Below are 23,752 nucleotides of genomic sequence, written 5' to 3'. Positions count from 1 at the left end.
CTTAGGAGTTTTTTTGTTGTTTTGATTCCAACCGTAAAAAAATAACCGCTCAGAAATTAAATTTCTGAGCGGTTATTTTTTTATGTCCCATTTAACTTAAGCTGAGATGCCACGTTGACGGTCATTGACAAACTGAACCATAAATAATTCAAACAATAATTCTGGATCACGTTGGGTTGTCTTCATTTGAACCTCAGTCTGGAGTAAGCCTAAATAAGCCGCTCGTAAAGCTGGTTGCTTAAACTGCCGCACCGTTTGCATCGCCAACTTAACACGATACGGATGCACTTTAAGCGTACTGGCTAAGCTACCTTGACTATAACCCGCCCGTTCTAAAATCTTGACCTGCAACAACAATCGAAACTGTCCTAGCAAAATTGCATTGATCTTTAATGGCGCTTCTTGAGCCGTTACCAGATCATGATACAACTCAACAGCCGATTGCGTCTGATATCGTAACACATCCGTTACCAAATTAAACACATTTTGTGTCAATGACCGCGTCACCAGGGCATCCACCGCCGGCAAATCGATACGTTGTGACTGAGCGGCATAAATCATCAATTTAGGCAGCTGTGCCATAATTAAGCCTAATTGACCATCTGTCCGTCCCATCAACTCTTGAAACGCATCCGGAGCAATGGTGATTTGTTTTGCTTGCAAGGCTGCTTGAACATAAGCTTGCGTCTCTCGTTCTGAGACTTGATTAACTTCAACCATCGTGGCTTGTTTTTTTAATGTTTTAACCAATTTCTTACGCGCATCCAGTTTCTCATACGGCACCATTAGAACTAGAATCGTATCTGGCTCTGGATGCTCAAAATAAGTTTGCAACGCGTCTAAATCATGGTCAAGTTTATTTTTTTTAGTCTCACCCGTTAAAAAATACGGATGATTAATAAAAACTAATCGCCGTTCACCAAAAAACGGTGCCGACATGGCATCATCTAAAGCAACTGCCACGGGTGTCGATTCCATATCATAGCTGCCGACATTCATCGTTCGTTCTTCAGCTGGAATCACCTGCAGTAATTGCTGCTTTAATTGATCAGCCAAATAGTCAACCGTCCCTAAAATAACGTAGATTGACGCTAATTGTCCGCCCTTAATGGCTTTGAGTGCTGCTTGCGCGTTGATATAAATTACCTTCCTTCAAAAAAGTCGTCCAAGTCGGTACTGACCAGCCGCCATAGCGATACGTGATCATCCCTTGTTGCGCCGTTGAATACGTCAAAATTCGTTGCTGCCGCAACGTGGCTAACGTCTCCGCATTCGGATGACCATACCGATTATGCCGACCAGCCGAAATAATGCCCCGACGAACCCCCAATTGTTGTAAGACTTGAGGATCCGAGGCGGTCTTACTACCGTGATGTCCTAATTTTAACACATCTACTTTTAACTGCGGGTAGCGTTGAACGATCGCCCGCTCGCCAGCCCGGTCTAAATCACCCGTGAACATAAAGCGTTGCTTTCCAAAACGACCGGTCAGGACCAAGGAATCTTCATTTTCCGCTTTACCCGCTTGAAAAGGATGGACCGCCGTCAAACCATCTGCAAACGTTTGACCGGCCACTGCCTCAATAATTTGTGGTCGCCAGCGAGCCGGAGCCACTAACTTTTGAAACTTGGGTAGCTTAGCCATGCCGGCCGGAACCACCAGGCGGTTTACCCGCATTAAAGTCAGTAACGTCCCCAAATCGCCAATGTGATCAACATCTTTATGCGACAAGTAAACCGTATCTAAATGACTAATCCCTAATTGATGCAAATAAGCCACGGTAATCGTCGTCACCCGTGGCCGAGCTGGCGACGATTGTGCCCAAGCCGGCATGGGAAACTTTAGGCGGCCACCCGTATCAATCAAACTGACCTGGCGATTAAAGGGCTGGCGTAATAAGATCGAATCCCCCTGGCCAATATCAATAAATTGAACCGTTCCAGTTAAGGGAAAGTGAATGATCAGACCGACCGCCGCATAGGCCAATGCCAAACGACGGCGTAACCGTTGCGTTGGTCGACGCAATAACCATAACGTCATCAATCCCAAGCCCCAGCTCAAACTGGCGGGTGGTTGACCGATCGTTAATAACCCTGGTAAAGTCGCGACACCATTAATAACTTGCTGAAAATTAGCCAGGCCCAGTTCGCACAACTGTGCAATCGGTGGCCAAACTAACCCCAAGGACGTGCCAATCAACGTTAAAGGTAATAAAACCCAGCTGAATAACGGCGCGACTAATAAATTAATGCCTAAAGTGAATAAATGCCATTGCGCTGTTGCTGCGAGAATCACCGGTAAACTAATCAGTTGCACCCATAGTCCTAAGCGCCAGGCCGGCCAATCGGGCGCTAAGATTAACAATAAAGCCAAACCATAGCTAAGTTGCCCACCGAGTTGCAATAAAACTAACGGATTCAGCCAGATACCAATTAGCAACGCACAACTCCACCCGGCTAAAGCTCCCTGGGTCCGACCCGTAATTAACCGCCACACAATTGGCAACCAGGCCGTAATCACTGCCCGTTGCAAGCTGTCAGCGCCACCACCCAAAATAAGATAAAGTGGTAATAGTCCCAATAACCAGTAGTCCACTGCTACCGGACTCAACCGGCACCGTAACAGTAGCCACCGTAATAACCCCATCAGTAAAATAACGTGCATTCCTGACAAACTAAACAAATGGAGCAATCCTAATTGCTGAACCCCCGTCATTTGTTCACGAAAAGCACTGGGTCGCATACCAATTAATAAACTGACCGCATACAACTGGACTGTCGGCGGTAACCGGCGTGTCGCTATCTCAAACGACCGACGCCACCCATGTAGTTGATCGATACCACCTTGCCAACCGGTTCGCGGCGCCGGTATGACCTTAGCCACCGATTGAATCGTTAATTGTCGCCAAATTCCCTGACCACGATAATAACTTGGCGCATCAAATTGACCAGGATTGGTCGGCGGTGGTACCGGACTCAGTTCACCGGTCACTTGCCAACGTGTTCGTTGTCGTAGTGCCAATAGTTGTTGCTGGGCTGCTGGTGAAGTTAAACGACCATAGGCAATCACAGCCCCCTCACGACTCGTACCCACAAGTTGATATTGATTGCCCTTGACTTGAATTTGATCTGGTTGAACAGTCACCGTATACGTGCCGGTTTGCGGACTAGCTTGGCGACTAACTTGAAATTGCCGATTCTGCCAACTCAACCATATGGCCATCACACTAACGAGGCCAATCATGAGCCAAAAAACGGGCGGTGCTTTTAAGCGCCACCCCCGAATCAGCCATACACCTAGCAACCCTGCTGCGATCCACTGTTGTCCAATCAGCCAACTACTCAATAATCCGCACGCAATGGCGGCAAAGAATAGCTTTGGCACCTAGTTGCGGTTTAATAAAATTTGATCAAGACCTAATTTATCCAAATCAGTCTGGTCAAATTCAACTTGCTGTAACGTTACATTTTTTCGTTTAATCAAGGCCATCGCGTAATCATCATTATGATAGTTACGCAAATAATGAATCTTCGTGATCCCAGCTTGCAGCAACATTTTTGTGCATTGCAAACATGGAAAATCAGTGACATAGATTTCAGCGCCATCTGTGGCAGCGCCGAACTTGGCACATTGTAAAATTGCGTTCATTTCCGCGTGAATCGTCCGCATACAATGACCATCAACTAAGTAGCAACCCTCATCGATACAGTGCACATCACCCGAAACGGACCCATTATAGCCACCCGCGATAATCCGTTTGTCGCGAACAATCGTCGCCCCAACTGATAACCGTTCACACGTACTGCGAGTCGACAGCAATACCGCCTGCATCATAAAATATTGATCCCATGGAATTCGTTGATCTTTCATTAATTTTGCCTCGCTTTCAATAGCCGTAGTATACCAAATTGCTGCCCATCCGACTAGACCGTTAACTGGTTTCGAAATTTGGCTAACGTCTTATCACCAATTCCAGAAACTTGTTTTAAATCATCGACCGACTTGAACCCATCGTGTGTCTCACGATACTCAATAATCTTTTCGGCCTTTTTTTGACCCACACCGGCTAACTTTTGTAATTCCGTGACATTGGCCGTATTCAGGTTAATTGGGTCCTCATTGGCTGTCTGACTACTAGCGGAACCAGCCGTGGACTGATTCGTGCTGTTAGGTGTAGCGGACTTGGTTGTCGCCACCCCCGTACTATGATGATTGCTCATCACTGGCGGCTTTTCCCCTTTCACGGGCACATAGATCACTTGTTGATCCGTGACTTTCTCTGCCAGATTCAATTGGACACGATCTGCTTTTGGACGTAAGCCTTTCGCTAACGCAATGACGTCTGCCACCCGCATTCGCTCACTAACCTCATAGACACCCGGATGATTGACCGCGCCTTTAACATCGACATACATCGGGCCTTTAGTCGCGTTGCTGCTTTTTGAACTAGCAACTGCACGATTGGTTGTATGCGTGGCCAAGGGACTGCTTGTAGCGACCACTTGACTACTTGCCAATGCGGGATCAGCGGGTGCCGACGATCGATGCAAGGCTAAACTTAGTCCTAATCCCAAGCTCAAGACGCCTAACAAACCTACCACGATGATTACAGCTAGGCGCCGATGTTGGGCCAACCAACTCATCAAAATTTTTTCCATCAAAAATAACCTCCCTTATACTTCTAAGTACGCAGGCGGTTATCAAAAAATGTTATTTATTTGTGAGTTTCTAAGTAATGGACAGCTTGCTTGAACGTTGTCACTGGGACGACTTGCATCGTAGGCGCATATTTTTTAGCTGTCGCTTTTGCCAACTGGTAGTTCGTTTGGTGCTGTTCTTCTAACGCTAATAGCGCTTTGGTCGGTTTCACATACGGTGCAAAGAAGATCGTTGCGCCGGCTTTTTTAGCCGCAATAATCTTTTTATCGATCCCACCAATTTCACCGACTGACCCATCAGCGGCAATCGTACCAGTACCAGCAATCTTGCGACCGTGGCGTAAGTTTTGGGCCGTCAATTGTTGATAAATCTGTAAACTAAACATCAAACCAGCTGATGGTCCACCGATCTCGCCAGGATCAACTTTGACCGGAATCTTAGTTGTCACTTTAACATTATCAGTCAAGGTTATCCCAATTCCAGCACGGTGCGTACTAAGCTTGATCAGTGGGGCGGTCACTTTTTTAGTCGTGTGATTATGCTGATACGTAACCGTTACCTTTTGACCAATTCCTTGCTTCGCGATATAAGTCTGATACCCAGCAGCGTTACTAAAATGGCGACCATTAATTTTCGTAATTGTGTCGCCAACTTTAATTGCTGAATGAAACTTGGACTGTGACTGAACATCTAACACATAAATACCGCGATAAGTCTTATGATAGCTGGCTTTGGCCGCTCGATAAGCAGTCGCAATCGCTTCATTAATCGCACTTTGCATATAAAAAGTTTGCACTTTATTATAAGTTGCATCGTCTTGATTATCCGTCATTTCAGCAGCACTAACGACCGAATAATGCGGATTAAGTTCGGCATACAACCATGTTATCGGTCGCGCCGGCGCTGTTAAGACTGATGTCAACATGAATTTGCCACTGTGATGGTCGGGATGCCCCTTAACCGTCACAAAGGCCTTTAAATTATTAGCGCTACCTGGACCTTCAATATAATACGGTAACGGGATGAAAAATAACGCCAAAATTAGGATGACAGTTAGCAGACCAACCCAATAACGCCGCAAAAAGTCCCGCCACTTATTCATGCGCACTATCCTGCAAACGCCGGTTCAGCTCGGCAGCAACAGCGTCGGGCACGTATTCACTTACGTCGGCCCCCATCTTGGCCACTTCTTTAATTAAACTCGATGAAAAATAAGCATATGGTGGCCGTGCCAGCAAACAGACCGTTTCAATCGAATCGTTTAGTGACTGGTTCATCCACGCAATATCACGTTCGTAACCAAAGTCTTGTTCATTACGCAGACCGCGAATCAATACGGTCGCGTGTTCTTGCGCCATAAAATCCACGGTTAACCCAGTTGCAGCTTTGACTTCCACGTTTTTGAGGTCCGCAATTTCATGACGGACTAAAGCTTCTTTTTCAGCCATCGTAAATAACGGGCGTTTATTAGTGTTAACCATGACAGCCACAATTAGATGGTCAACTAGCCGACTCGCTCGGCGAATGAGATCCAAATGACCGCGTGTCACAGGATCAAAGCTACCGGGAAAAACTGCAATCGTCATGCTAATGCACCTGCCTCTAATTTCTGATAAATCGTCAAATACGTAATCCCATAAGTCTGGCGTCGAATTAATTTAAAGCCCGGAATATCATCAGGTAACTGGGCGTTGGCATCAGTTTCGCAGATCACTCGACAATCAGCATTTAGTAGTCCTAATTCCTGACACTTTAAAATATCCGCAACAATTTTTTGCTTCGCATAGGGTGGATCTAAAAAGACCATATCAAAGCGTTCCTGCTGCATGGCTAGCCGTTCCAATGTCCGTTGCGCATCGCCTTTGATAATCTCAAAGCGATCAGCGGCTTTGGTCACGGCTACATTGTCTTGAATCGTCTTAATGGCTTGGTACTGCCGATCAATCAAAACAGCCCGGTCAATGCCTCGCGAAACTGCCTCGATACTGAGACCACCGCTACCCGCAAACATATCTAGCGACTGGCCGCCATCAAAATAGGGGCCAATAATATTAAATAACGCTTCTTTGACCTTATCCGTGGTCGGTCGTGTCTGCATGCCAGGAACGGCTTTTAACCGTCGACCACCAAAATCACCTGCTACAATTCGCATCCGTTAATCACCAACTTTAATCATCATCCTCGTCTTCATCGTTTTGCGGTTTAAAAAACCCGCGGTCAACTCGTTCACCAAAGTTCATATCAACATCCGGCCGATAAGATGGTTCAACCCGCCGGACAAAATTCAACTTTTTTAATTTGGCGGTCGCTGGTTGGACTTGTGTTTCATCCAAATAAAGCACCACATAATGCATTTTACGTGATTGATATTGAATCGTCCCAAAACGCTTTAGCTGGCGCACTTGTTTCATTGAATGCAAGTACACGATCAGTGCACGTCGGGGGGTCACTGTAAATTCCATCGAACTGCCACCTCTTTCTTACCTTGATTAAGTACAGCTTTATCGCTTACCTATCTTTTAAATGTTAGGCTAGATTGCGACTTTCGTCAACTACCAGTCCGCTAAAGCACGCAAAAAGACCCGCATCCAATGACGCGGGTCTCTAAACACCTTATTGTGGTGCAATTTCAATTAATAAATCATCGGTTTGAATCACGTCACCGCCACTGACATAGATGTGTGCAACCACCCCATCAACGGGCGCTTGAATCGTTGTTTCCATCTTCATGGCTTCCGTAACAATCAACGGTTGCCCTTTCTTAACCGTGTCACCCTTCTTAACTAAGAGCTTTAAGACCGAACCGCTCATCGTCGCCCCAACTTCATTTTCGTTAGTTGGTTCGGCTTTGCGCGTGCTGGCAGCAGTCTGGTGAACCGCGTTATCCTTAACGGTGATTTCTTGACTTTGCCCGTTAATACTAAAGTAAAGGGTCCGGATCCCGTCAACATCAGGATCACTTAATTGGTTCAGCTTAACGATCATCGTCTTCCCTTTAGCAAGTTCGATGTTGACCGTTTCACCCAGCCGCATTCCTTGGAAGAACGTTGGGGTATCGAGTAAGGACACGTGCGCATAGCGTTTGTGTTCTGCTTGATAGTCTAAGAAGACTTTTGGATACAAGATATAGCTTAAAATTTCTTGCATATTTGGCTGATGACCGATTTTCGGTGCCAATTCCGCCGCAACCGCATCAAAGTCTGCTGGTTTGGCTAAACTACCAGGCCGCACGGTTAATGCTTTATGATCCTTCAAAATAATCTTTTGTAGCTTCTTCGGGAATCCGCCTACTGGTTGACCAATATTACCAGCAAAGAAGTTAATCACTGAGTCAGGAAAATCAAACTTATCGCCATGATCATAAACATCTTCCGGCATCAACTTATTTTCCATCATGAACAAGGCCATATCGCCAACAACTTTCGAACTTGGCGTTACCTTGATAATATCGCCGAACATATCGTTGACGGTGGCATACATATCCTTAACTTCCTCCCAACGATCGCCTAGCCCCACGGCTTTAGCTTGTTGTTGTAAGTTTGAATATTGACCACCAGGCATCTGGGTCTGATAAATATCAGTCTGTGGACCAGTCATCCCATTTGAGAAATCTTGGTAATATGGACGAATCCCTTGCCAGTACCGGTTAATCGCTTCAACGTTATTAATATCCACGTTTGGTTGCCGGTCATTATGGGCCAACGCATAATAAAGTGAACTCATTGATGGTTGACTCGTAGTCCCCGATAAGGCACTGGTGGCCACATCGACCACGTCAACTCCGGCAGCGACCGCGCGCGCATACGTAAAGATCCCGTTACCCGTTGTATCGTGGGTATGCAAATGAACCGGCACATCGAGGGCGTCTTTCAACGTGGCAACCAATTCATAAGCCCCTTCAGGCTTCAAGACACCAGCCATATCTTTAATCGCAATGATATCAGCACCAGTCGATTGTAAATCCAAGGCTAATTGTTTGTAATAAGCCAGATTATACTTTTCACGGTTAGGGTCCATAATATCGCCAGTATAACAAATCGTTCCTTCAGCAATTTTACCCGTTTCTTTGACCGCTTGAATACTCTTTTCCATCTGTGGGACCCAGTTCAAACTATCAAAAATCCGGAAAACATCAATCCCACTCTTAGCAGCTTCTAAAATAAATTCACGAATAACATTGTCGGGATAATTCTGATAACCAACGGCATTACTCCCACGGAATAACATTTGGAATAAGGTCCGTGGCATCGCCTTACGTAACTTTTTCAACCGACTCCAAGGGTCTTCGTTCAAGAAACGGTAGGCCACGTCAAAGGTCGCCCCGCCCCACATTTCATATGAGAACAATTGTGGTAAGGCTTTTTGAGACGCCCCAGCAACCGCCAACATATCTTTGGTCCGCATCCGGGTCGCAAATAAACTTTGGTGCGCATCCCGCATGGTCGTATCCGTTAACAAAACTTCTTTTTGTGCTAGTAACCAGCTTTGTAAGCCACTAACCCCTTGGCTATCTAGCACATCCTTCGCCGTGACAATCTGCTTATCGATCGGCTTAAAGTTATCTTGAAACTCGATGTCTGGATAATATTTCTTTGAATGTTGGGCCACATCAGCAAATCCATTAACCGTCACATTCCCGATATACTTCAACATCTTGTCTTCTTGTTGCGTATCATCAGGGAAGTGGAACAATTCTGGCGTTTGATCCAAAAAACGAGTCGTTGCTAAACCAGCTTGGAAAGTTGGATGGTCAATCACATTCAACATAAATGGAATATTGGTCTTCACACCACGAATATCAAATTCATTTAAGACCCGGTGCATCTTGTGGGCGGCGGCTTTAAAGTTCCGCGCTGCCACACAAGCTTTAACTAACAATGAGTCAAAGTATGGCGTCACGACGGCCCCTGAATAAGTATTCCCAGCGTCCAACCGTACGCCGTTACCACCGGGAGAACGGTACGTTTCAATCCGGCCAGTATCAGGCATAAAGTTATTAGCTGGATCTTCAGTCGTCACCCGACATTGAATCGCCGCCCCTTTATAAGTTAAGGCGTCCTGATGTGGCAAGTGCAAGTCTTCAAATAAATCGCCACCTTGGGCAATCTTAAGCTGTGCATGGACAATATCGATTTCGGTGATCATTTCAGTGACGGTATGTTCAACTTGAACCCGTGGATTAACTTCCATGAAGTAGAATTGGTCGCCTTCGACTAAGAATTCAACTGTCGCGGCATTCAGATAATGGACACTCTTCATCAATGCCACCGCGGCATCACAAATCTTTTGCCGTAATTCAATTGGTAACGCAACGGCCGGAGCAAATTCAATCACCTTTTGATTCCGTCGCTGTACAGAACAATCCCGTTCAAATAAATGCATCACGTTGCCATGAGCATCCCCTAAAATTTGAACTTCAATATGCTTAGGGTGCGCAATAAATTTTTCTAAGTAGATTTCGTCATCGCCAAAAGACTGCATGGCTTCTGAACGAGCCCGATCAAACGCTTCCTGTAATTCAGAGGCTTCACGAACAATCCGCATCCCACGACCGCCACCACCCATGGCAGCTTTGATCATAATTGGGAAGCCATACTTTTGGGTAAAGGTCAGTGCTTCATTCAAGCTCGTAACGGGATGCAACGTACTAGGAATCGTTTGTACACCAGCATCTTGTGCAACTTGTTTAGCAGTAATCTTGTCACCAAACATTTCCAACTGTTCCGGTGTCGGGCCAATGAAAGTGATCCCTTCCTCAGCACAGCGCCGATCAAACGTGGCGTTTTCGGATAAGAATCCATAACCAGGATGAATCGCGTCCACATGATTTTCTTTGGCAATCCGAATAATATCTTCAATATCTAAGTACGCGGCAATTGGTGCCAGGCCTTCGCCGACTAAGTATGCTTCATCAGCCTTAAAACGATGAACCGAAAATTCATCTTCTTTAGCATAAATCGCAACAGTTTGTAAGCCTAATTCATGACAGGCCCGGATAACCCGCGTTGCAATTTCGCCACGGTTAGCAATTAATACTTTTTTCACCAGAGTTCCCTCATTTCCAAATTAGATAGACTAGCTTTCTTGACGAACCGATATTGCCCGTTGTCGTTTTTCTCGAGCAGCAATATTGAGAACCAACCCGAGTGACAAGGTCAATACCATCATACTGGACCCCCCATAACTCACAAAGGGAAAAGTGACCCCAGTAATTGGGATTAGACCAACAATCCCACCAACATTAATAAACGCTTGGATAGTCAGATAAGCGGCTATTCCGTAACAAACCAACGTGTTAAACGTATTCGCTGAGCGTACCCCAATATAAATGATACGACCAACAATAACCGCTAACAGCAACATGACCAAGATAACCCCAATCAAGCCAAGTTCTTCAGCGGTGATTGACATGATAAAGTCGGTATTAGGTTCTGGTAAGAACCCTCGCTTTTGCAAGCTGTTCCCAATCCCGACCCCCGTTAAACCACCATTTGAAATTGCATAATAGGAGTTCACTAACTGCGTCCCAGCTCCCGAAGCCGTTGTAAATGGATTCATGAAACCAAGGAAACGCCGCAATTGGTAATACTTACCTAATACATGTTGCGGTAAGTGACTCACAATTGGGATCAATACCCATTCAAAAGCCACAACCGCCGCGGCAAATGACCCCACCCCAATAAAGTAGGACATGCCACTCGCAAATAAGATGACCGCCACAATCGCTAAGTTAATCGTGGCGCCCCCAATATCTGGTTGAATCACGATCAAAGCAATCATCACGGCCATCATCGCTAACTGTGCGTTAAGATCGACCATCTTGACTAACCCATGTTGCCGTTCACGACGCTCAATCGCGGCTGATAAGTAAACAATCAAATACAGCTTACAAAATTCCGCAGGTTGAACGGAGACCGGGCCTAAAACGATCCAGCCAGCCGCCCCATTGATGGATTGACCAAACAACCGTAATCCAATTAAGATTCCAATCATAATAAAGCCCATCCAGCTCCACATCGTTAGTTGCTTAAACACATTCAGGTTGATAGCCAAGACGACCCCAATAAAAACAAACCCGATAACGACCCACATACATTGCCGAATCAAATACCCAGTGGGTGACGACCCGGCACTGGCCGCAACATACGAACTTGCCGAATAAACCATCACGATCCCAATGGCACTTAATATCAAATACGGAATAAAGATTCCATAATCAAGATACGGGATTTGTTGGCGCAAGGCCTTGAACATTCTTGATCCCACCTTAAATAATCTAGCGCTACCATCACTGTTAAATAACAGTTTTCATAAAAGTTTGCTTGCAGTAATTATAGCATAGTCCGAATTACCGTAGCCTGTGAAATGTGTAATTTGTGAGACATTTTTAAAGAATGCTTTGTTGAAACCTTTTAACAGAATTCTTGAACAATTAACCGTTAACGCTTTCAATCCGTTCGTAATCCGGCTGATCGAATGTAAACTCAATTAATTGAAAATTTGTATCAGCTAACCATGACTTGCCACTCTGGTTGGGCCAGAATCGGCTGAAACGTGGTGGCCGCGTTTGGAAGCCAAAGTTCGGTCTTCCAAGCCGGGCTTTATCTAAGTCGGAAAATCACCGACCAAGATAAACGACACCACTGAGCCAATTCTGGTCCGCCCGACGTTAGCTAACGAGAAATAATGATAATCTATTGTCGACCATAAATTTAGCCGAGAGGTTGGGTTCTAAAATGCTCAGCCGTATCGTTGGCCTTAATGCAAGTAGGCTGCTCGGACTTAGGCCAACTCCGATTTCGAAGACCGGATTTGGCTTTAAAATTGCCCATGACGTTCCAGCGTTTTAGGAACCAACTGGCAGGCGACAATTCCAACTAGCACCAAACGTGTTTATTATATTTAGATTGAAGTCATTTCAGTTAGATAACTTTTTTGACCATAACTAACTAAACAATGATCACCAATACTAGCGCAAGCTGGGCTGGATGATGCTCAGTGGTGAAATTTGACTTAGCCGAGGGTTCTTCTCGGGTTAGTCAAAGCCCGGCTTGTGAGACCGCCCTATGGCTCGCAACCGTGGCCACCACGTTCCAGCATCAATCCAGTCCAACCGGAGCAACTATATACCTTCGCTAACCAAATCAAAGCACAAAAAAAGCCCGTCAGCATCTCTGCTAAACGGACTTCTTCATTAATTACTAATTATTTGTGCATCTTAAGCTTCTTAGCAACCTTTTCGCGGGCACTAGTGTTTAAGACTTGTTTACGTAACCGCACGTGTTCTGGTGTGATTTCGCAATATTCGTCACTGTTCAAGAATTCAAGTGATTCTTCAAGCGTCAAATGAGTAGGCGTCTTGATGGTAGCAGTCAAATCCTTGTTAGATGAACGAACGTTGGTCATGTTCTTACCTTTAGTGATATTAACTGAAATATCATTTTCACGGCTGTTTTGACCAACAATCATGCCTTCATAGACATCGGTACCTGGGTCGACAAAGATCGTCCCACGATCTTCAATCCCCATCGTTGCGTACGTTGTCGTCTTACCTTGGTTAATTGAAACTAAGGCACCATTACGACGACCAGGGTTCCAGTTCTTGATAACTGGCATGTACTTAGCATACGTATGGTTCATGATCCCATAACCACGTGTCAATGATAAGAATTCAGTTGAATAACCGATTAACCCACGTGAAGGTGCGATAAAGGTCAAACGAGTTTGGCCGTTACCAGTACTTTCCATGTTCTTCATTTCACCCTTACGTTGTGACAAGGTATCGATGATTGAACCGGTATATTCGTCAGGCGTATCGATTTGAACAGATTCAAATGGTTCGCTCCGAACACCATCAACATCACGATAGATAACTTCTGGACGAGATGCTTGTAATTCGTAACCTTCACGCCGTAACGTTTCGATTAAGATTGACAAATGCAACTCCCCACGACCAGAAACAACCCATGAACCTGGTTCGTCAGTGTCGTCAACTCGTAATGACACATCAGTTTCCAATTCTGACTTCAAACGAAGTTCCAATTGACGAGCAGTGACAAATTTACCTTCTTTACCAGCAAATGGTGACGAGTTGGTCCCAAAGGTCATTTGTAAGGTTGGTTCGTCAATCCGTAAGATTGGTAATGCTTCTGGATTGCTAGAATCAGCGACAGTTTCACCGACGTTAATATCTTCCATCCCAGAAACGGCAACCAAGTCACCCGCATGGGCTTCGTTGATTTCCAAACGTTGTAACCCAAAGAACCCAAATAACTTCGTTACCCGGAAGTTCTTCTTGCTACCATCAAGCTTCATGACAGCAACACTGTCACCAACTTTGATTGTTCCACGGAAAACCCGGCCAATCCCAACACGACCAACATAGTCGTTGTAGTCAAGTAAGGCTACTTGGAATTGTAATGGTTCGTCAGAGTTATCGATTGGTGATGGAATCGTCTTGATAATCGTATCGAAGACGGGTTTCATCGTATGTTCTTGCTTAGCAGGATCTGAATCATAGCTAGAAGTCCCGTTTAACGCTGAAACATAAACAACTGGGAAGTCTAATTGTGATTCATCCGCCCCTAATTCGATGAATAAGTCTAAGACTTCATCCACGACTTCTTCAGGACGGGCACCAGGACGGTCAATCTTGTTGATAACAACGATTGGTGTTAAATGTTGTTCCAAAGCCTTCTTCAAAACGAAGCGGGTTTGGGGCATGGTACCTTCAAAAGCATCGACAACGAGTAAAACCCCGTCGACCATACGCATGATTCGTTCAACTTCACCACCGAAATCGGCATGTCCGGGTGTATCCAAAATGTTAATTTGTTTGTCGCCGTAACGTACGGCCGTGTTCTTTGAAAGGATCGTGATACCGCGTTCCTTTTCAATGGCATTAGTGTCCATCGCCCGATCATCAATCTGGACGTGTTCATCAAGGGTATCCGATTGTTTAAGCATTTCGTTAACCAGCGTTGTTTTACCGTGGTCAACGTGGGCAATAATGGCAATGTTGCGGATATCATCTCTAAATTTCAAAATTGATCTTCCTTTCATCCTTCAAAAGTTCTCACTGTCCAATTGACAGCAGAAATCCTACATATATTAATACAAACTGTCGTTACTATCAAGTGACAAGTGCGCGTTAATCAACTCGTAACGACGTTTTCATTGGCTTTCATGCGTTGGCATAAAAAAACTGTGACGGATGGGTCACAGTCACATCGTTTGGGTGACGATTGCCAAAATTGCACGTTGCGCACGCTTAGTTGCTACAAGTACAGCACCAGATGATAACATATTTACAGGTGTGCCGTCAACTTGACTCACAACTAAGCCCAAGCTTTCAGCTAACACGCGCCCCGCGGCAAAGTCCCACGGCCGTAAATAAGATAGATAACCAACTAATTCACCAGCCAGGACTTGGCTGATTTGAATCCCGGCACTGCCCATGATCCGTGGCCCTAAGCTCGCATCAACGACAGCTTGCATCTGAAACCGATTATGAATCAATAACGGGGCACTGGCCCCAAATAACCCATCGCTTAACGGTAAATCAGCGGGTTTAGCTAACGGCTGACCATTGACGGTAACCCCAATTTGCGGTCCTCCCGCGTACAACCGGTTGCCCATCACATCAAAGATATAACCCAGTGTGGGTTCACCATCGACATAATAACCCGCCATAATCGCAAAGTGATTCCGCTGATGCACAAAATTCATCGTGCCATCAATGGGGTCCACAATCCACACATGTCCGGCTAAAGACGTGACGTGATCGCCTAACCCTTCTTCCGCTAAGATATGGGCTTGCGGATCAAGCTGGCGTAACTGTTGGACTAAAAAAAGTTCATTGCTACGATCAACATTAGTCACCAGATCTTTGCGACTGGTTTTTTCAGCTACGGTCAACTTCTCGCCCATCTTAGTTAAGACGTGCTGTCGTGCTTGTTGAAAGACGGTCTGCACCGCCTGATTGAGCTGTTGTAATGCTTGTTTTTCCATCCTAATCACCTAGCTTCGATAGCGAACCCGTTGCTTTGTTGTCTGCTGTGCTGCTTGCATCGTCTTATAAATGCTATAGCCAGACGCCGCTTCAAATTCACGGCCAATTTGTTTTTCCAATGATTTTGCTGGGACGATTTGCTTAAACGCCTGATAAGCCGCCAGCAATTCCGCTTTGGGCACGGTACTTTCATTCGCCGTTTCGATCAACCGATAAAAGTTGGTCACCGTAATAATTTCACTAGTCGTCCACGTTTCGTCCAGTGGATATTGATAATTCTCATTGATTGCTGTCATTTTGATCAAACTCCCCGGCCGCAACTCGGTCTAAGGATTGACGTACCTCAGCCGCAATTTCGGCATATTCTTTTTGTTCTTCATCGGATAACACCACATCGGCCAAGCGCTTAATCCCGTTGGCACTAATCAAGACTGGCGACGCTAAGCCAACTGGCTGGTCATCACTACCAGTCTGGACATTGGTAACGGTACCAATAAACGGCTGATGCTCATAAAAAGCGCTGAGAACCTGTACTAATGCTAACACACTCAACGTTTGATTGGTAACAATTGCTGGGTCGTCAACTTGGTCTTGATCAGCCGCCATCTCATCGGCGCCAAAGCTAGTATCTTGATTCGCCACATAGGTCAGTACCGGCGCTGGCCCGATGTAAGATCGGCTCCAAGAAATGAGATGGGCATTGGTCGTCCCCACGACAAAGGCCCGCACATCCGCCGTACCAACACTCAATTGATTCTGTAATAATTGTTCCAATAAACGACTTTGTGGCAAAGTCCCTAGTCCTAAGACCCGTTGATGATCGATCCCACTAAATCGAGCAGCTAACACACTCAAAACCGCATCGTTACTACCGGCTAAGAGTAATTTGCCATTAAAACCGGCCGCCATTGCGGCATTAACAAAACTACGAAATAATGGCAACGTGGCCCGTAAATCAGCATCAGCATCCCGATCGGCCGCTAACGGTACAAGGTTTCCGATAATCAAAGTATCAGCTTGCGAATAATCTGGTTTGGCTTTAGCGAGCAACGAAAATTGCCGGCAAGCCGTACTAGCAGTCATTAAAGATTGGTAACGCGGTGTCTCGTCAGCGTCGGTCGCGACGATTAAGGTCAATGGCAAATCTTTCGCCATCGCAATTAAAATGAGTTGTTGTACGAATTCGAATAATCCACGAATAATAACTGTATTGTTCATGAAATCCCTCCCAACTTTCGTTAATAATTGTACCTAAGCTGTCAAGGAATTCAAGTAAATGTTAATAAAAAGCTTAATCTTTTGTAACATAAGCAACGGGTCAGTAGGCAGCACAAGGTTTTTAAATTTGGGTAAAGTCTCAGTTAGTTGGGGGGCTCTGACTTGGTCGACGACTAAGCCCCAATTTGACGTAACCCAAAAAGTTGGCACCATCAAACTCGATGCCAACTTTTAGTTTCTAACCTAGTCCTGTTTAAATCATTAAATATGCGTTGGATAGCCCATTGCTTCATCCGCGGCCTCTTGCACCACTTCACCCAACGTTGGATGGGGATGAATCGTCAACGCTAAATCTTCAGCGTTCAAGCCACCGTTAACAGCCACACTTAGTTCAGAGATCAAGTCACTTGCCCCGGGACCCGCAATTTGGGCACCAACAATCGTGCCTTCATCTTTGGTCGTCACTAACCGGAAGAACCCATCCATTGAGTTTAAGGAAATCGCTCGACCGTTACCAGCAAATGGGAACTTTGATGTTTTTACCGATAATCCGGCTTTTTCAGCCTCTGCCTTGGTCATGCCGACCGTGGCTAGTTCTGGATCAGTAAAGCAAACTGCGGGCACGGAAACATAGTCGTTAGCCGTCTTCTTGCCGCTAATTGCACCAGCGGCTACTTTACCTTCTGCAAAGGCTTTGTGAGCCAAAGCTGGTCCAGCAACAATATCACCAATCGCAAAAATATCTTCAGCGGCCGTCCGACCTTGAGCATCGACTTCGATCAAGCCACGATCGCTCAACTTAACGTCAGTATATTCTAAGCCCATATCATCGGTATTTGGACGCCGGCCAACAGTAACCATCACATAGTCAGCCTTTAAGGTTTGGGCTTCCCCGTCAACTTCATAGGTAACCGTGACACCACTATCCGTTTGTTCAGAGTTCTTTGCCATGGCATTCGTGACTACAGTCACCCCTTTAGCCTTGAAATTCTTCAAGACTAACTGAACCATGTCTTTTTCAAAGTTCGGTAGAATCTGTGGTGTCCCTTCGAGGATGGTAACGTGCGCCCCTAAGTTCGCATAGGCCCCAGCTAATTCAGACCCAATGTAGCCACCACCGATGACCACTAATTCTTTCGGTACTTCTGGCAAGTTCAAGCCACCAGTCGAATCGACCACCCGGCCACTAAACTTAAAGCCTGGAATTTCAACTGGCCGTGAACCAGTTGCTAAAATCAAATGTTTGAATTTGTAAGTCTGACCAGTGTGATCACCATTCATGACCCGCAATGTGTGGTTATCATGCATATAGGCTTCCCCAGTCACGACTTCCACTTTATGCTTTTTGAGTAGCATCGACACACCACCCGTCAAGCGATCAACCACTTGATGGTCCTTCCAGTCTTGAGTTGTCTTAAAATCCAAGACCGGTGCCTGAATATTCTTAATCCCAAAAATCTTACTATCCTTAACTTCTTGTAGCCGATGTCCGGCACTAATCAACGCTTTAGAAGGAATACAGCCAACATTTAAGCACACCCCGCCGATATATTCTTTTTCGACGACCATGACTTTTTGGCCTAATTCAGCGGCCCGAATTGCAGCGACGTAGCCACCAGGACCCGCGCCGACAATAATGGTATCGCGTTCTTCAGCAAAATCTCCTACAACCATTCTGACCTCATCCTTCCATCAATAATAATTCTGGATCATGCAATAATTGTTTCAATAAGTTCATGGCTTTTTGAGCCGTGGCACCATCAATCAAACGATGATCAAAACTTAAGGACAACTTCTGCATCTTGCCGACAACAATCTCATCATCATCGTTGACGTATGGTTCTTTACCAATCCGGCCAACCCCTAAAATAGCGACTTCCGGTTGGTTAATGACTGGAGTAAACCAGCCACCACCAATTGAACCAATATTACTGATTGTAATGGAAGCACCACTCATTTCACTAGCTTTAAGCTTGCCGTCATAAGCTTTTTGCGTATTATCAGTAATTTCCTTAGCAATCGCAAATAGACCCTTGCCTTCAGCGTGCTTGATATTTGGCACTAACAAGCCACGGTCCGTATCAGTTGCAACGCCAATGTTGAAGTAATGTTTGTACACAATCTCTTTATTGGCATCATCAATTGAGGCATTGAATTCTGGAAATTGTTGTAAGACCGCCACTAGTGCCTTCACAATATATGGCAAGAAGGTCAAGTGAATATCGCGATCCGCCGCAATCGTCTTGTACTTCTTCCGATGCGCCATCAACGCACTGACTTCCACTTCATCAAATAAGGTGACATGTGGTGCCGTATGCTTGCTGTTAACCATCGCTTTAGAAATCGCCTTACGAATTGGGGTCATCTTTTCACGAGTCTCCAATTCAGGTGTATCTGAAACGTATGGTTTAACTGGAGTTGGTGCTGGTTCAGCTGCTGTTACCGGGGCCGCAGTTTCAGGCGTGGCGGCCGATTTAGTTGCAGCAGGGGCGCCAGTATAATTATCTATATCTTGTTTCGTAATCTGACCATGCGCCCCGCTTGGCGTCACTAAGGTAATATCGATATCTTTGTTCCGAGCATATTGCCGGACTGATGGCATCGCCAAGATCCGTTTGTTAGGATCAGCGGGCGCCATGGGAGCAGTTTCAGTTGTGGCAGCACTTTCAGCCGGTGCACTTGGTGTGGCTTGCGCTGCTGGTTCTGCCGGTGTGGCAGCGGGAGTAGCGTTATCACCAGAGCCGTCATCAATGGTGACGATCACATCACCAATTTTAGCCGTTTCGCCTTCTGGAATTAAAATTTTAATAATCTTACCATCCACTGGTGATGGCAATTCTTCAACTGATTTATCGTTTTGAATTTCTACTAATGAGTCGTCTTCTTTAACTTCGTCACCAGGTTTAACGAGCCATGATGCGATTTCGCCTTCTTCAAGGCCTTCACCAAGCTCTGGTAGTTTAAACTCGTAAGCCATGCGATAACTTCCTTTCATCACAACCGCGCGCACGGTTGTTACTCAAATGCCGTCAATCTTTAATATGTTAAGATTTCACGGGTCTTCGCTTCGATTTCGTCTTCTGCTGGGAGCCAATCATCTTCTGCTAACCCGAATGGATAAACTGTGTCAGGGGCATACACACGTCCAACTGGCGCACTGAGATAAAGGGCACCTTTTTCAGCGATCAAGGACGCCACGTTGGCTGCGATACCAGCTTGACGTTGGGCTTCTTGAATCGCAACGGCCCGACCCGTTTTTTCAACGGACTTTAAGATCGTTTCTTCATCCAATGGTGAAAGGGTCCGCAAATCAATGACTTCAGCAGAAATGCCTTCTTTAGCCAGCTTTTCAGCGACTTTTAATGATTGGTTGACTTGGGCACTGTACGCAATCAGCGAAATATCGGTTCCTTCACGAACCACGGCGGCCTTATCTAGTGGCACTGTATAGGCTTCATCTGGAATATCCGCTTTCATTGACCGGTACAACTTCAAATTTTCAAGGAAGAAAACCGGATCATTATTGCGAATTGACGCAATTAACAAACCTTTCGCATCATACGGATTAGATGGTGTAACAACCCGTAACCCAGGGATCTGTGCCAAATAACCTTCCAATGAGTCCGCATGCATTTCAGGCGTATGCGTTCCACCACCATATGGTGACCGAATCGTAATTGGCATATGCCGGGTGCCACCCATTCGGAAGCGTTCCCGTGACATTTGACCAGCGATTGAATCTAAGGTTTCAAAGATAAACCCTAAGAATTGAATTTCTGGAATTGGTCGGAAGCCTTCCAATGCTAGTCCAATTGATAAGCCACCAATCCCAGATTCAGCTAATGGGGTATCAAAAACCCGATCTTCACCGAATTCTGCTTGTAAGCCATCGGTTGCCCGGAAGACCCCACCATTTTTACCAACATCTTCACCAAATAGCAAAGTCCGATCATCTGAGCCGAGCTCCAATCGAAGGGCATCCGTAATTGCTTGAATATACGTTTTCTTTGACATGTTACTTCGACTCCTTTGCTTGATATGCCGTAATTTGTTGTTGAATGTTTTGTGGTTGTTCTTCAAAAACATTGCTCAAAAATTCGGTAATTTTTTGCTTAGGGGCATCGTCGGCTTGTTTAACGGCCGCTTTGATGTCAGCTTTAACTTGTTCAACATACTCGTCTTCTTGTGCTTGCGACCAAGCACCTTGTTCGGTCAAATACTTGCGGTAACGAATTAATGGATCGTTATCAAACCAAGGTTGTTCTTCATCCTTTGTCCGATAACGTTTCGGATCATCCCCAGCATTTGTATGTGGGCCAAACCGGTATGTTAACGTTTCAATCATGACTGGACCATTGCCAGCAATCGCATAGTCCCGCGCCGCTTTGGTGACTTCGTGAACCGCTAAGAAGTCCATCCCATCGACTTGGATACTTGGAATCCCAGCTGCCACGGCTTTTTGTGCCAAGGTGCGGGCATTGGTTTGTTTACGCCGTGGGACTGAAATTGCGTAACCGTTATTTTGAACAATAAAGACTGCTGGTGCTTGGAAAGCGCCGGCAAAGTTCATTCCTTCATAGAAGTCCCCTTGCGACGTCCCACCATCACCGGTGTACGTGTACGCCACCTTATCAGCCGTCTTATTCTTCTTAATCCCTAAAGCGACACCGGCTGCTTGGACATATTGAGCCCCAATAATAATTTGTGGTGGCATTGCATGCAAATCTTCCGGATATTCATTACCTAACACATGACCTCGCGACCAAAGGAAGGCTTTATAAACGGGTAACCCATGTTGAATGAGTTGCGGAATGTCTCGATAAGCGGGCATCAACACATCGGTCGACTTCATCGCTGAATTACTGCCCATTTCGCTGGCTTCTTGCCCTTCAGTTGGGGCATAAAAACCCAATCGTCCTTGCCGAGTTAAGGCATTTGAGCGCTGATGCAAAGTACGTTCCCAAATCATTAGTTTTAAGAACTCAACTAGTTGATCATTTGTATATTTAGCGACAATTTCTGGTTTAACGACTTTAGCCTGACCATCAATGACTTGTACGGGTTCAAAGTTTTTTCCAAGCGCATCATGGATTGCACTAAAATCGACAATTGGTTGTTCGTTGTCCATAAATGACACATCCCTTTCATGAACGTACATGTACCGCCTGCTAGCGATTGCACGTAATCGTTTTCATAATCACAAGTCTAATTTACCATTGCCTTTCAATTTTTGCAAGCCCTTTCAAACCCCAATCTATCGGCGTTTTTCGCCCTAATGATTGTGAATTTTTTCATAAACTGAGTTTACTAACACAATTAGATTTTCAAGAAACAGACTACATTTTCAATTTTAGATATGATAGACTTATTTAATGGGTGAACTGCGCTGCCAGTTCCAACTTACAGACTAGTTTTTGGAGGTAATTTGGGTTGATAAAGATGAGAGATATCATTCGCGAAGGTAACGACACGTTACGTGCGGAAGCCAAACCAGTTAAATTTCCATTGAGTGACCAAGATCAACAATTGGCCAACGACATGATGGCTTACTTAGAGAATAGCCAAGATCCAGAATTGGCTAAAAAATACGGTTTGCGAGCCGGCGTTGGTTTAGCTGCGCCACAAGTCGACGTTTCCGAACAAATGGCGGCGGTCTTAGTCCCTGGCGAAGGTGAAACTGCTGAACCAGTCTTTAAAGACGTCATTATTAATCCGGTCATCGTTAGCCATTCCGTTCAACCAGGCGCTCTAACGGAAGGCGAAGGTTGCTTATCAGTTGATCGTGATATTCCTGGTTACGTCATTCGTCATGATCGCATTACCTTGCGTTACTATAATATGGCGGGCGAACAAAAAAAGATTCGGCTAAAGAATTACCCAGCCATCGTGTGCCAACACGAAATTGACCATTTGCATGGCATCTTATTCTATGATCATATCGATGGTAATAGCCCATTCAATGCAGATGATGACTTAGTTTTAATTTCTTAAATAATAAAAAAGGGATCGACTTTTAAAAAGTCGATCCCTTTTTTTATCGAATCTGGGACACCCCCAGACTTTTTTGAAACTTCGAATATTTATAGCCGAAACGTGTGACAACAGGCTACGACAACCTGATTTTTGTTCACTCGCCTTTTTATTGATCACGATTTAAGCGGCGTAAGTCTTCTAGATATTCAAACGTGGCTTCATTCATTAAATAGGCCACATCTAAATGCAATTGACCATCACGCAGCCACGTATCCGTCACACGTAACGCTGGTCCAGCCTCATGCCAAGCACGCAATTGTTCATCTTGCGCGTAGGCCTGTAAATGATTATTTAACACTTTGCGAATTTCATGCAGATCACCAGTCGTCATCCCCGGTGCCTGAATCACATATTCAAACGCCATGACTCCCCGCCCCCACACCGTCGCAACGGGAACCGAGTGTAGTTGACCACTCACTTGTTGCGCCGCGGTCCGACTACTCAGTGCATGTAGCACCGTTGCCATCGCCGTATCCGTAGTTCGCTGACCTTGCAAGCGGATCTTAAGCGCCGTACGTTTCAGTACTTGGCGGCGTAAAACTTCATAAATGAGGACGGCTAAAATCAATCCTACTAAAATGATGAGCCATTTTTGCATTGCGCAACCCCTCTAACTTTTTGTATGGTGCTTCACAATATCTTGCTTTTATCAGCAGGTCTTCTCCAAATAGCATAGCATGATTTTAAAAACTTTTTTACCATGACTCGTTTGTTTTTGAAGAAAGTTAACATTGTATACACCTCTCGCAAATTATGCTAAAATGAAAGATAATTGTTGTGTTTACACAACCAGGTGTACGGATCAAACTTTTATTTTTGCTACTATTTAG

Annotated in this window: 20 protein-coding genes; 1 reads left to right on the top strand and 19 read right to left on the bottom strand. The window is 45.3% G+C overall.

Going from position 1 to position 23,752, the window contains the following annotated elements:
- Positions 1-96 precede the first annotated feature (96 nt).
- From holA to pdhA, 18 genes are all read right to left on the bottom strand, one after another.
- Entirely contained in the window at positions 97-1,137 is a 1,041-nt protein-coding gene (gene holA, locus FFM77_RS06005) for a DNA polymerase III subunit delta (RefSeq protein ID WP_223876791.1), read from the bottom strand.
- On the bottom strand, positions 1,106-3,346 hold the full coding sequence (locus FFM77_RS06000; RefSeq protein WP_223876790.1) for a DNA internalization-related competence protein ComEC/Rec2: 2,241 nt from the start codon (positions 3,344-3,346) through the stop codon (positions 1,106-1,108). The genes holA and FFM77_RS06000 overlap by 32 nt, the downstream gene beginning before the upstream one ends.
- 39 nt (positions 3,347-3,385) lie before the next feature.
- Complete coding sequence (locus tag FFM77_RS05995; RefSeq protein ID WP_137634853.1) at positions 3,386-3,871, bottom strand: ComE operon protein 2; 486 nt, start codon at positions 3,869-3,871, stop codon at positions 3,386-3,388.
- Positions 3,872-3,924: 53 nt separating this feature from the next.
- On the bottom strand, positions 3,925-4,659 hold the full coding sequence (locus FFM77_RS05990; protein ID WP_137634852.1) for a helix-hairpin-helix domain-containing protein: 735 nt from the start codon (positions 4,657-4,659) through the stop codon (positions 3,925-3,927).
- 56 nt (positions 4,660-4,715) lie between these two features.
- Entirely contained in the window at positions 4,716-5,762 is a 1,047-nt protein-coding gene (locus tag FFM77_RS05985) for a SepM family pheromone-processing serine protease (RefSeq protein WP_137634851.1), read from the bottom strand.
- Entirely contained in the window at positions 5,755-6,246 is a 492-nt protein-coding gene (coaD, locus tag FFM77_RS05980; protein ID WP_137634850.1) for a pantetheine-phosphate adenylyltransferase, read from the bottom strand. The genes FFM77_RS05985 and coaD overlap by 8 nt, the downstream gene beginning before the upstream one ends.
- Positions 6,243-6,812 (bottom strand): 16S rRNA (guanine(966)-N(2))-methyltransferase RsmD, encoded by a 570-nt coding sequence (gene rsmD, locus FFM77_RS05975; RefSeq protein ID WP_137634849.1) that lies wholly within the window; start codon positions 6,810-6,812, stop codon positions 6,243-6,245. Before rsmD ends, coaD begins: the two co-directional genes overlap by 4 nt.
- Before the next feature lie 16 nt (positions 6,813-6,828).
- Positions 6,829-7,122 carry a YlbG family protein gene (locus FFM77_RS05970; RefSeq protein WP_137634848.1) on the bottom strand — a complete coding sequence of 98 codons (294 nt, stop codon included), beginning with the start codon at positions 7,120-7,122 and terminating at the stop codon, positions 6,829-6,831.
- A 151-nt stretch (positions 7,123-7,273) separates the two neighbouring features.
- The gene (locus tag FFM77_RS05965) at positions 7,274-10,705 is read right to left on the bottom strand and encodes a pyruvate carboxylase (RefSeq protein WP_137634847.1); all 3,432 of its coding nucleotides are present in this window, start codon (positions 10,703-10,705) and stop codon (positions 7,274-7,276) included.
- A 30-nt stretch (positions 10,706-10,735) separates the two neighbouring features.
- Positions 10,736-11,914 carry an FtsW/RodA/SpoVE family cell cycle protein gene (locus FFM77_RS05960; RefSeq protein WP_223876789.1) on the bottom strand — a complete coding sequence of 393 codons (1,179 nt, stop codon included), beginning with the start codon at positions 11,912-11,914 and terminating at the stop codon, positions 10,736-10,738.
- A 951-nt stretch (positions 11,915-12,865) separates the two neighbouring features.
- On the bottom strand, positions 12,866-14,704 hold the full coding sequence (typA, locus tag FFM77_RS05955; RefSeq protein WP_137634846.1) for a translational GTPase TypA: 1,839 nt from the start codon (positions 14,702-14,704) through the stop codon (positions 12,866-12,868).
- Between the two features lie 180 nt (positions 14,705-14,884).
- Positions 14,885-15,670: an inositol monophosphatase family protein gene (locus FFM77_RS05950; protein ID WP_137634845.1), complete on the bottom strand. Its 786-nt coding sequence runs from the start codon at positions 15,668-15,670 to the stop codon at positions 14,885-14,887.
- 9 nt (positions 15,671-15,679) lie between these two features.
- Entirely contained in the window at positions 15,680-15,967 is a 288-nt protein-coding gene (locus tag FFM77_RS05945) for a UPF0223 family protein (protein ID WP_137634844.1), read from the bottom strand.
- Positions 15,951-16,889: a lactate dehydrogenase gene (locus tag FFM77_RS05940; RefSeq protein WP_137634843.1), complete on the bottom strand. Its 939-nt coding sequence runs from the start codon at positions 16,887-16,889 to the stop codon at positions 15,951-15,953. Before FFM77_RS05940 ends, FFM77_RS05945 begins: the two co-directional genes overlap by 17 nt.
- Positions 16,890-17,150: 261 nt before the next feature.
- Complete coding sequence (gene lpdA, locus FFM77_RS05935; protein ID WP_137634842.1) at positions 17,151-18,563, bottom strand: dihydrolipoyl dehydrogenase; 1,413 nt, start codon at positions 18,561-18,563, stop codon at positions 17,151-17,153.
- Between the two features lie 7 nt (positions 18,564-18,570).
- A complete protein-coding gene (locus tag FFM77_RS05930) occupies positions 18,571-19,866 on the bottom strand; it encodes a 2-oxo acid dehydrogenase subunit E2 (protein ID WP_137634841.1) in 1,296 nt (431 codons plus the stop codon).
- Positions 19,867-19,925: 59 nt separating this feature from the next.
- Positions 19,926-20,903 carry an alpha-ketoacid dehydrogenase subunit beta gene (locus FFM77_RS05925; protein WP_137634840.1) on the bottom strand — a complete coding sequence of 326 codons (978 nt, stop codon included), beginning with the start codon at positions 20,901-20,903 and terminating at the stop codon, positions 19,926-19,928.
- Position 20,904: 1 nt separating this feature from the next.
- Complete coding sequence (pdhA, locus tag FFM77_RS05920) at positions 20,905-22,017, bottom strand: pyruvate dehydrogenase (acetyl-transferring) E1 component subunit alpha (RefSeq protein ID WP_137634839.1); 1,113 nt, start codon at positions 22,015-22,017, stop codon at positions 20,905-20,907.
- Positions 22,018-22,319: 302 nt separating this feature from the next.
- On the opposite strand from pdhA, the gene def reads away from it, so the two are divergent.
- Positions 22,320-22,880 carry a peptide deformylase gene (gene def / locus FFM77_RS05915; protein WP_137634838.1) on the top strand — a complete coding sequence of 187 codons (561 nt, stop codon included), beginning with the start codon at positions 22,320-22,322 and terminating at the stop codon, positions 22,878-22,880.
- A gap of 148 nt (positions 22,881-23,028) precedes the next feature.
- Here def and FFM77_RS05910 read toward each other — a convergent pair whose 3' ends face one another.
- Positions 23,029-23,520: a hypothetical protein gene (locus tag FFM77_RS05910; protein WP_137634837.1), complete on the bottom strand. Its 492-nt coding sequence runs from the start codon at positions 23,518-23,520 to the stop codon at positions 23,029-23,031.
- Positions 23,521-23,752: the final 232 nt, after the last annotated feature.

It is taken from the genome of Lactiplantibacillus songbeiensis (assembly GCF_005405125.1).
GTDB classification, from domain to species: domain Bacteria; phylum Bacillota; class Bacilli; order Lactobacillales; family Lactobacillaceae; genus Lactiplantibacillus; species Lactiplantibacillus songbeiensis.
Note: the sequence above shows the minus strand (reverse complement) of the source record. Positions and strands in the feature narration are given on the sequence as shown.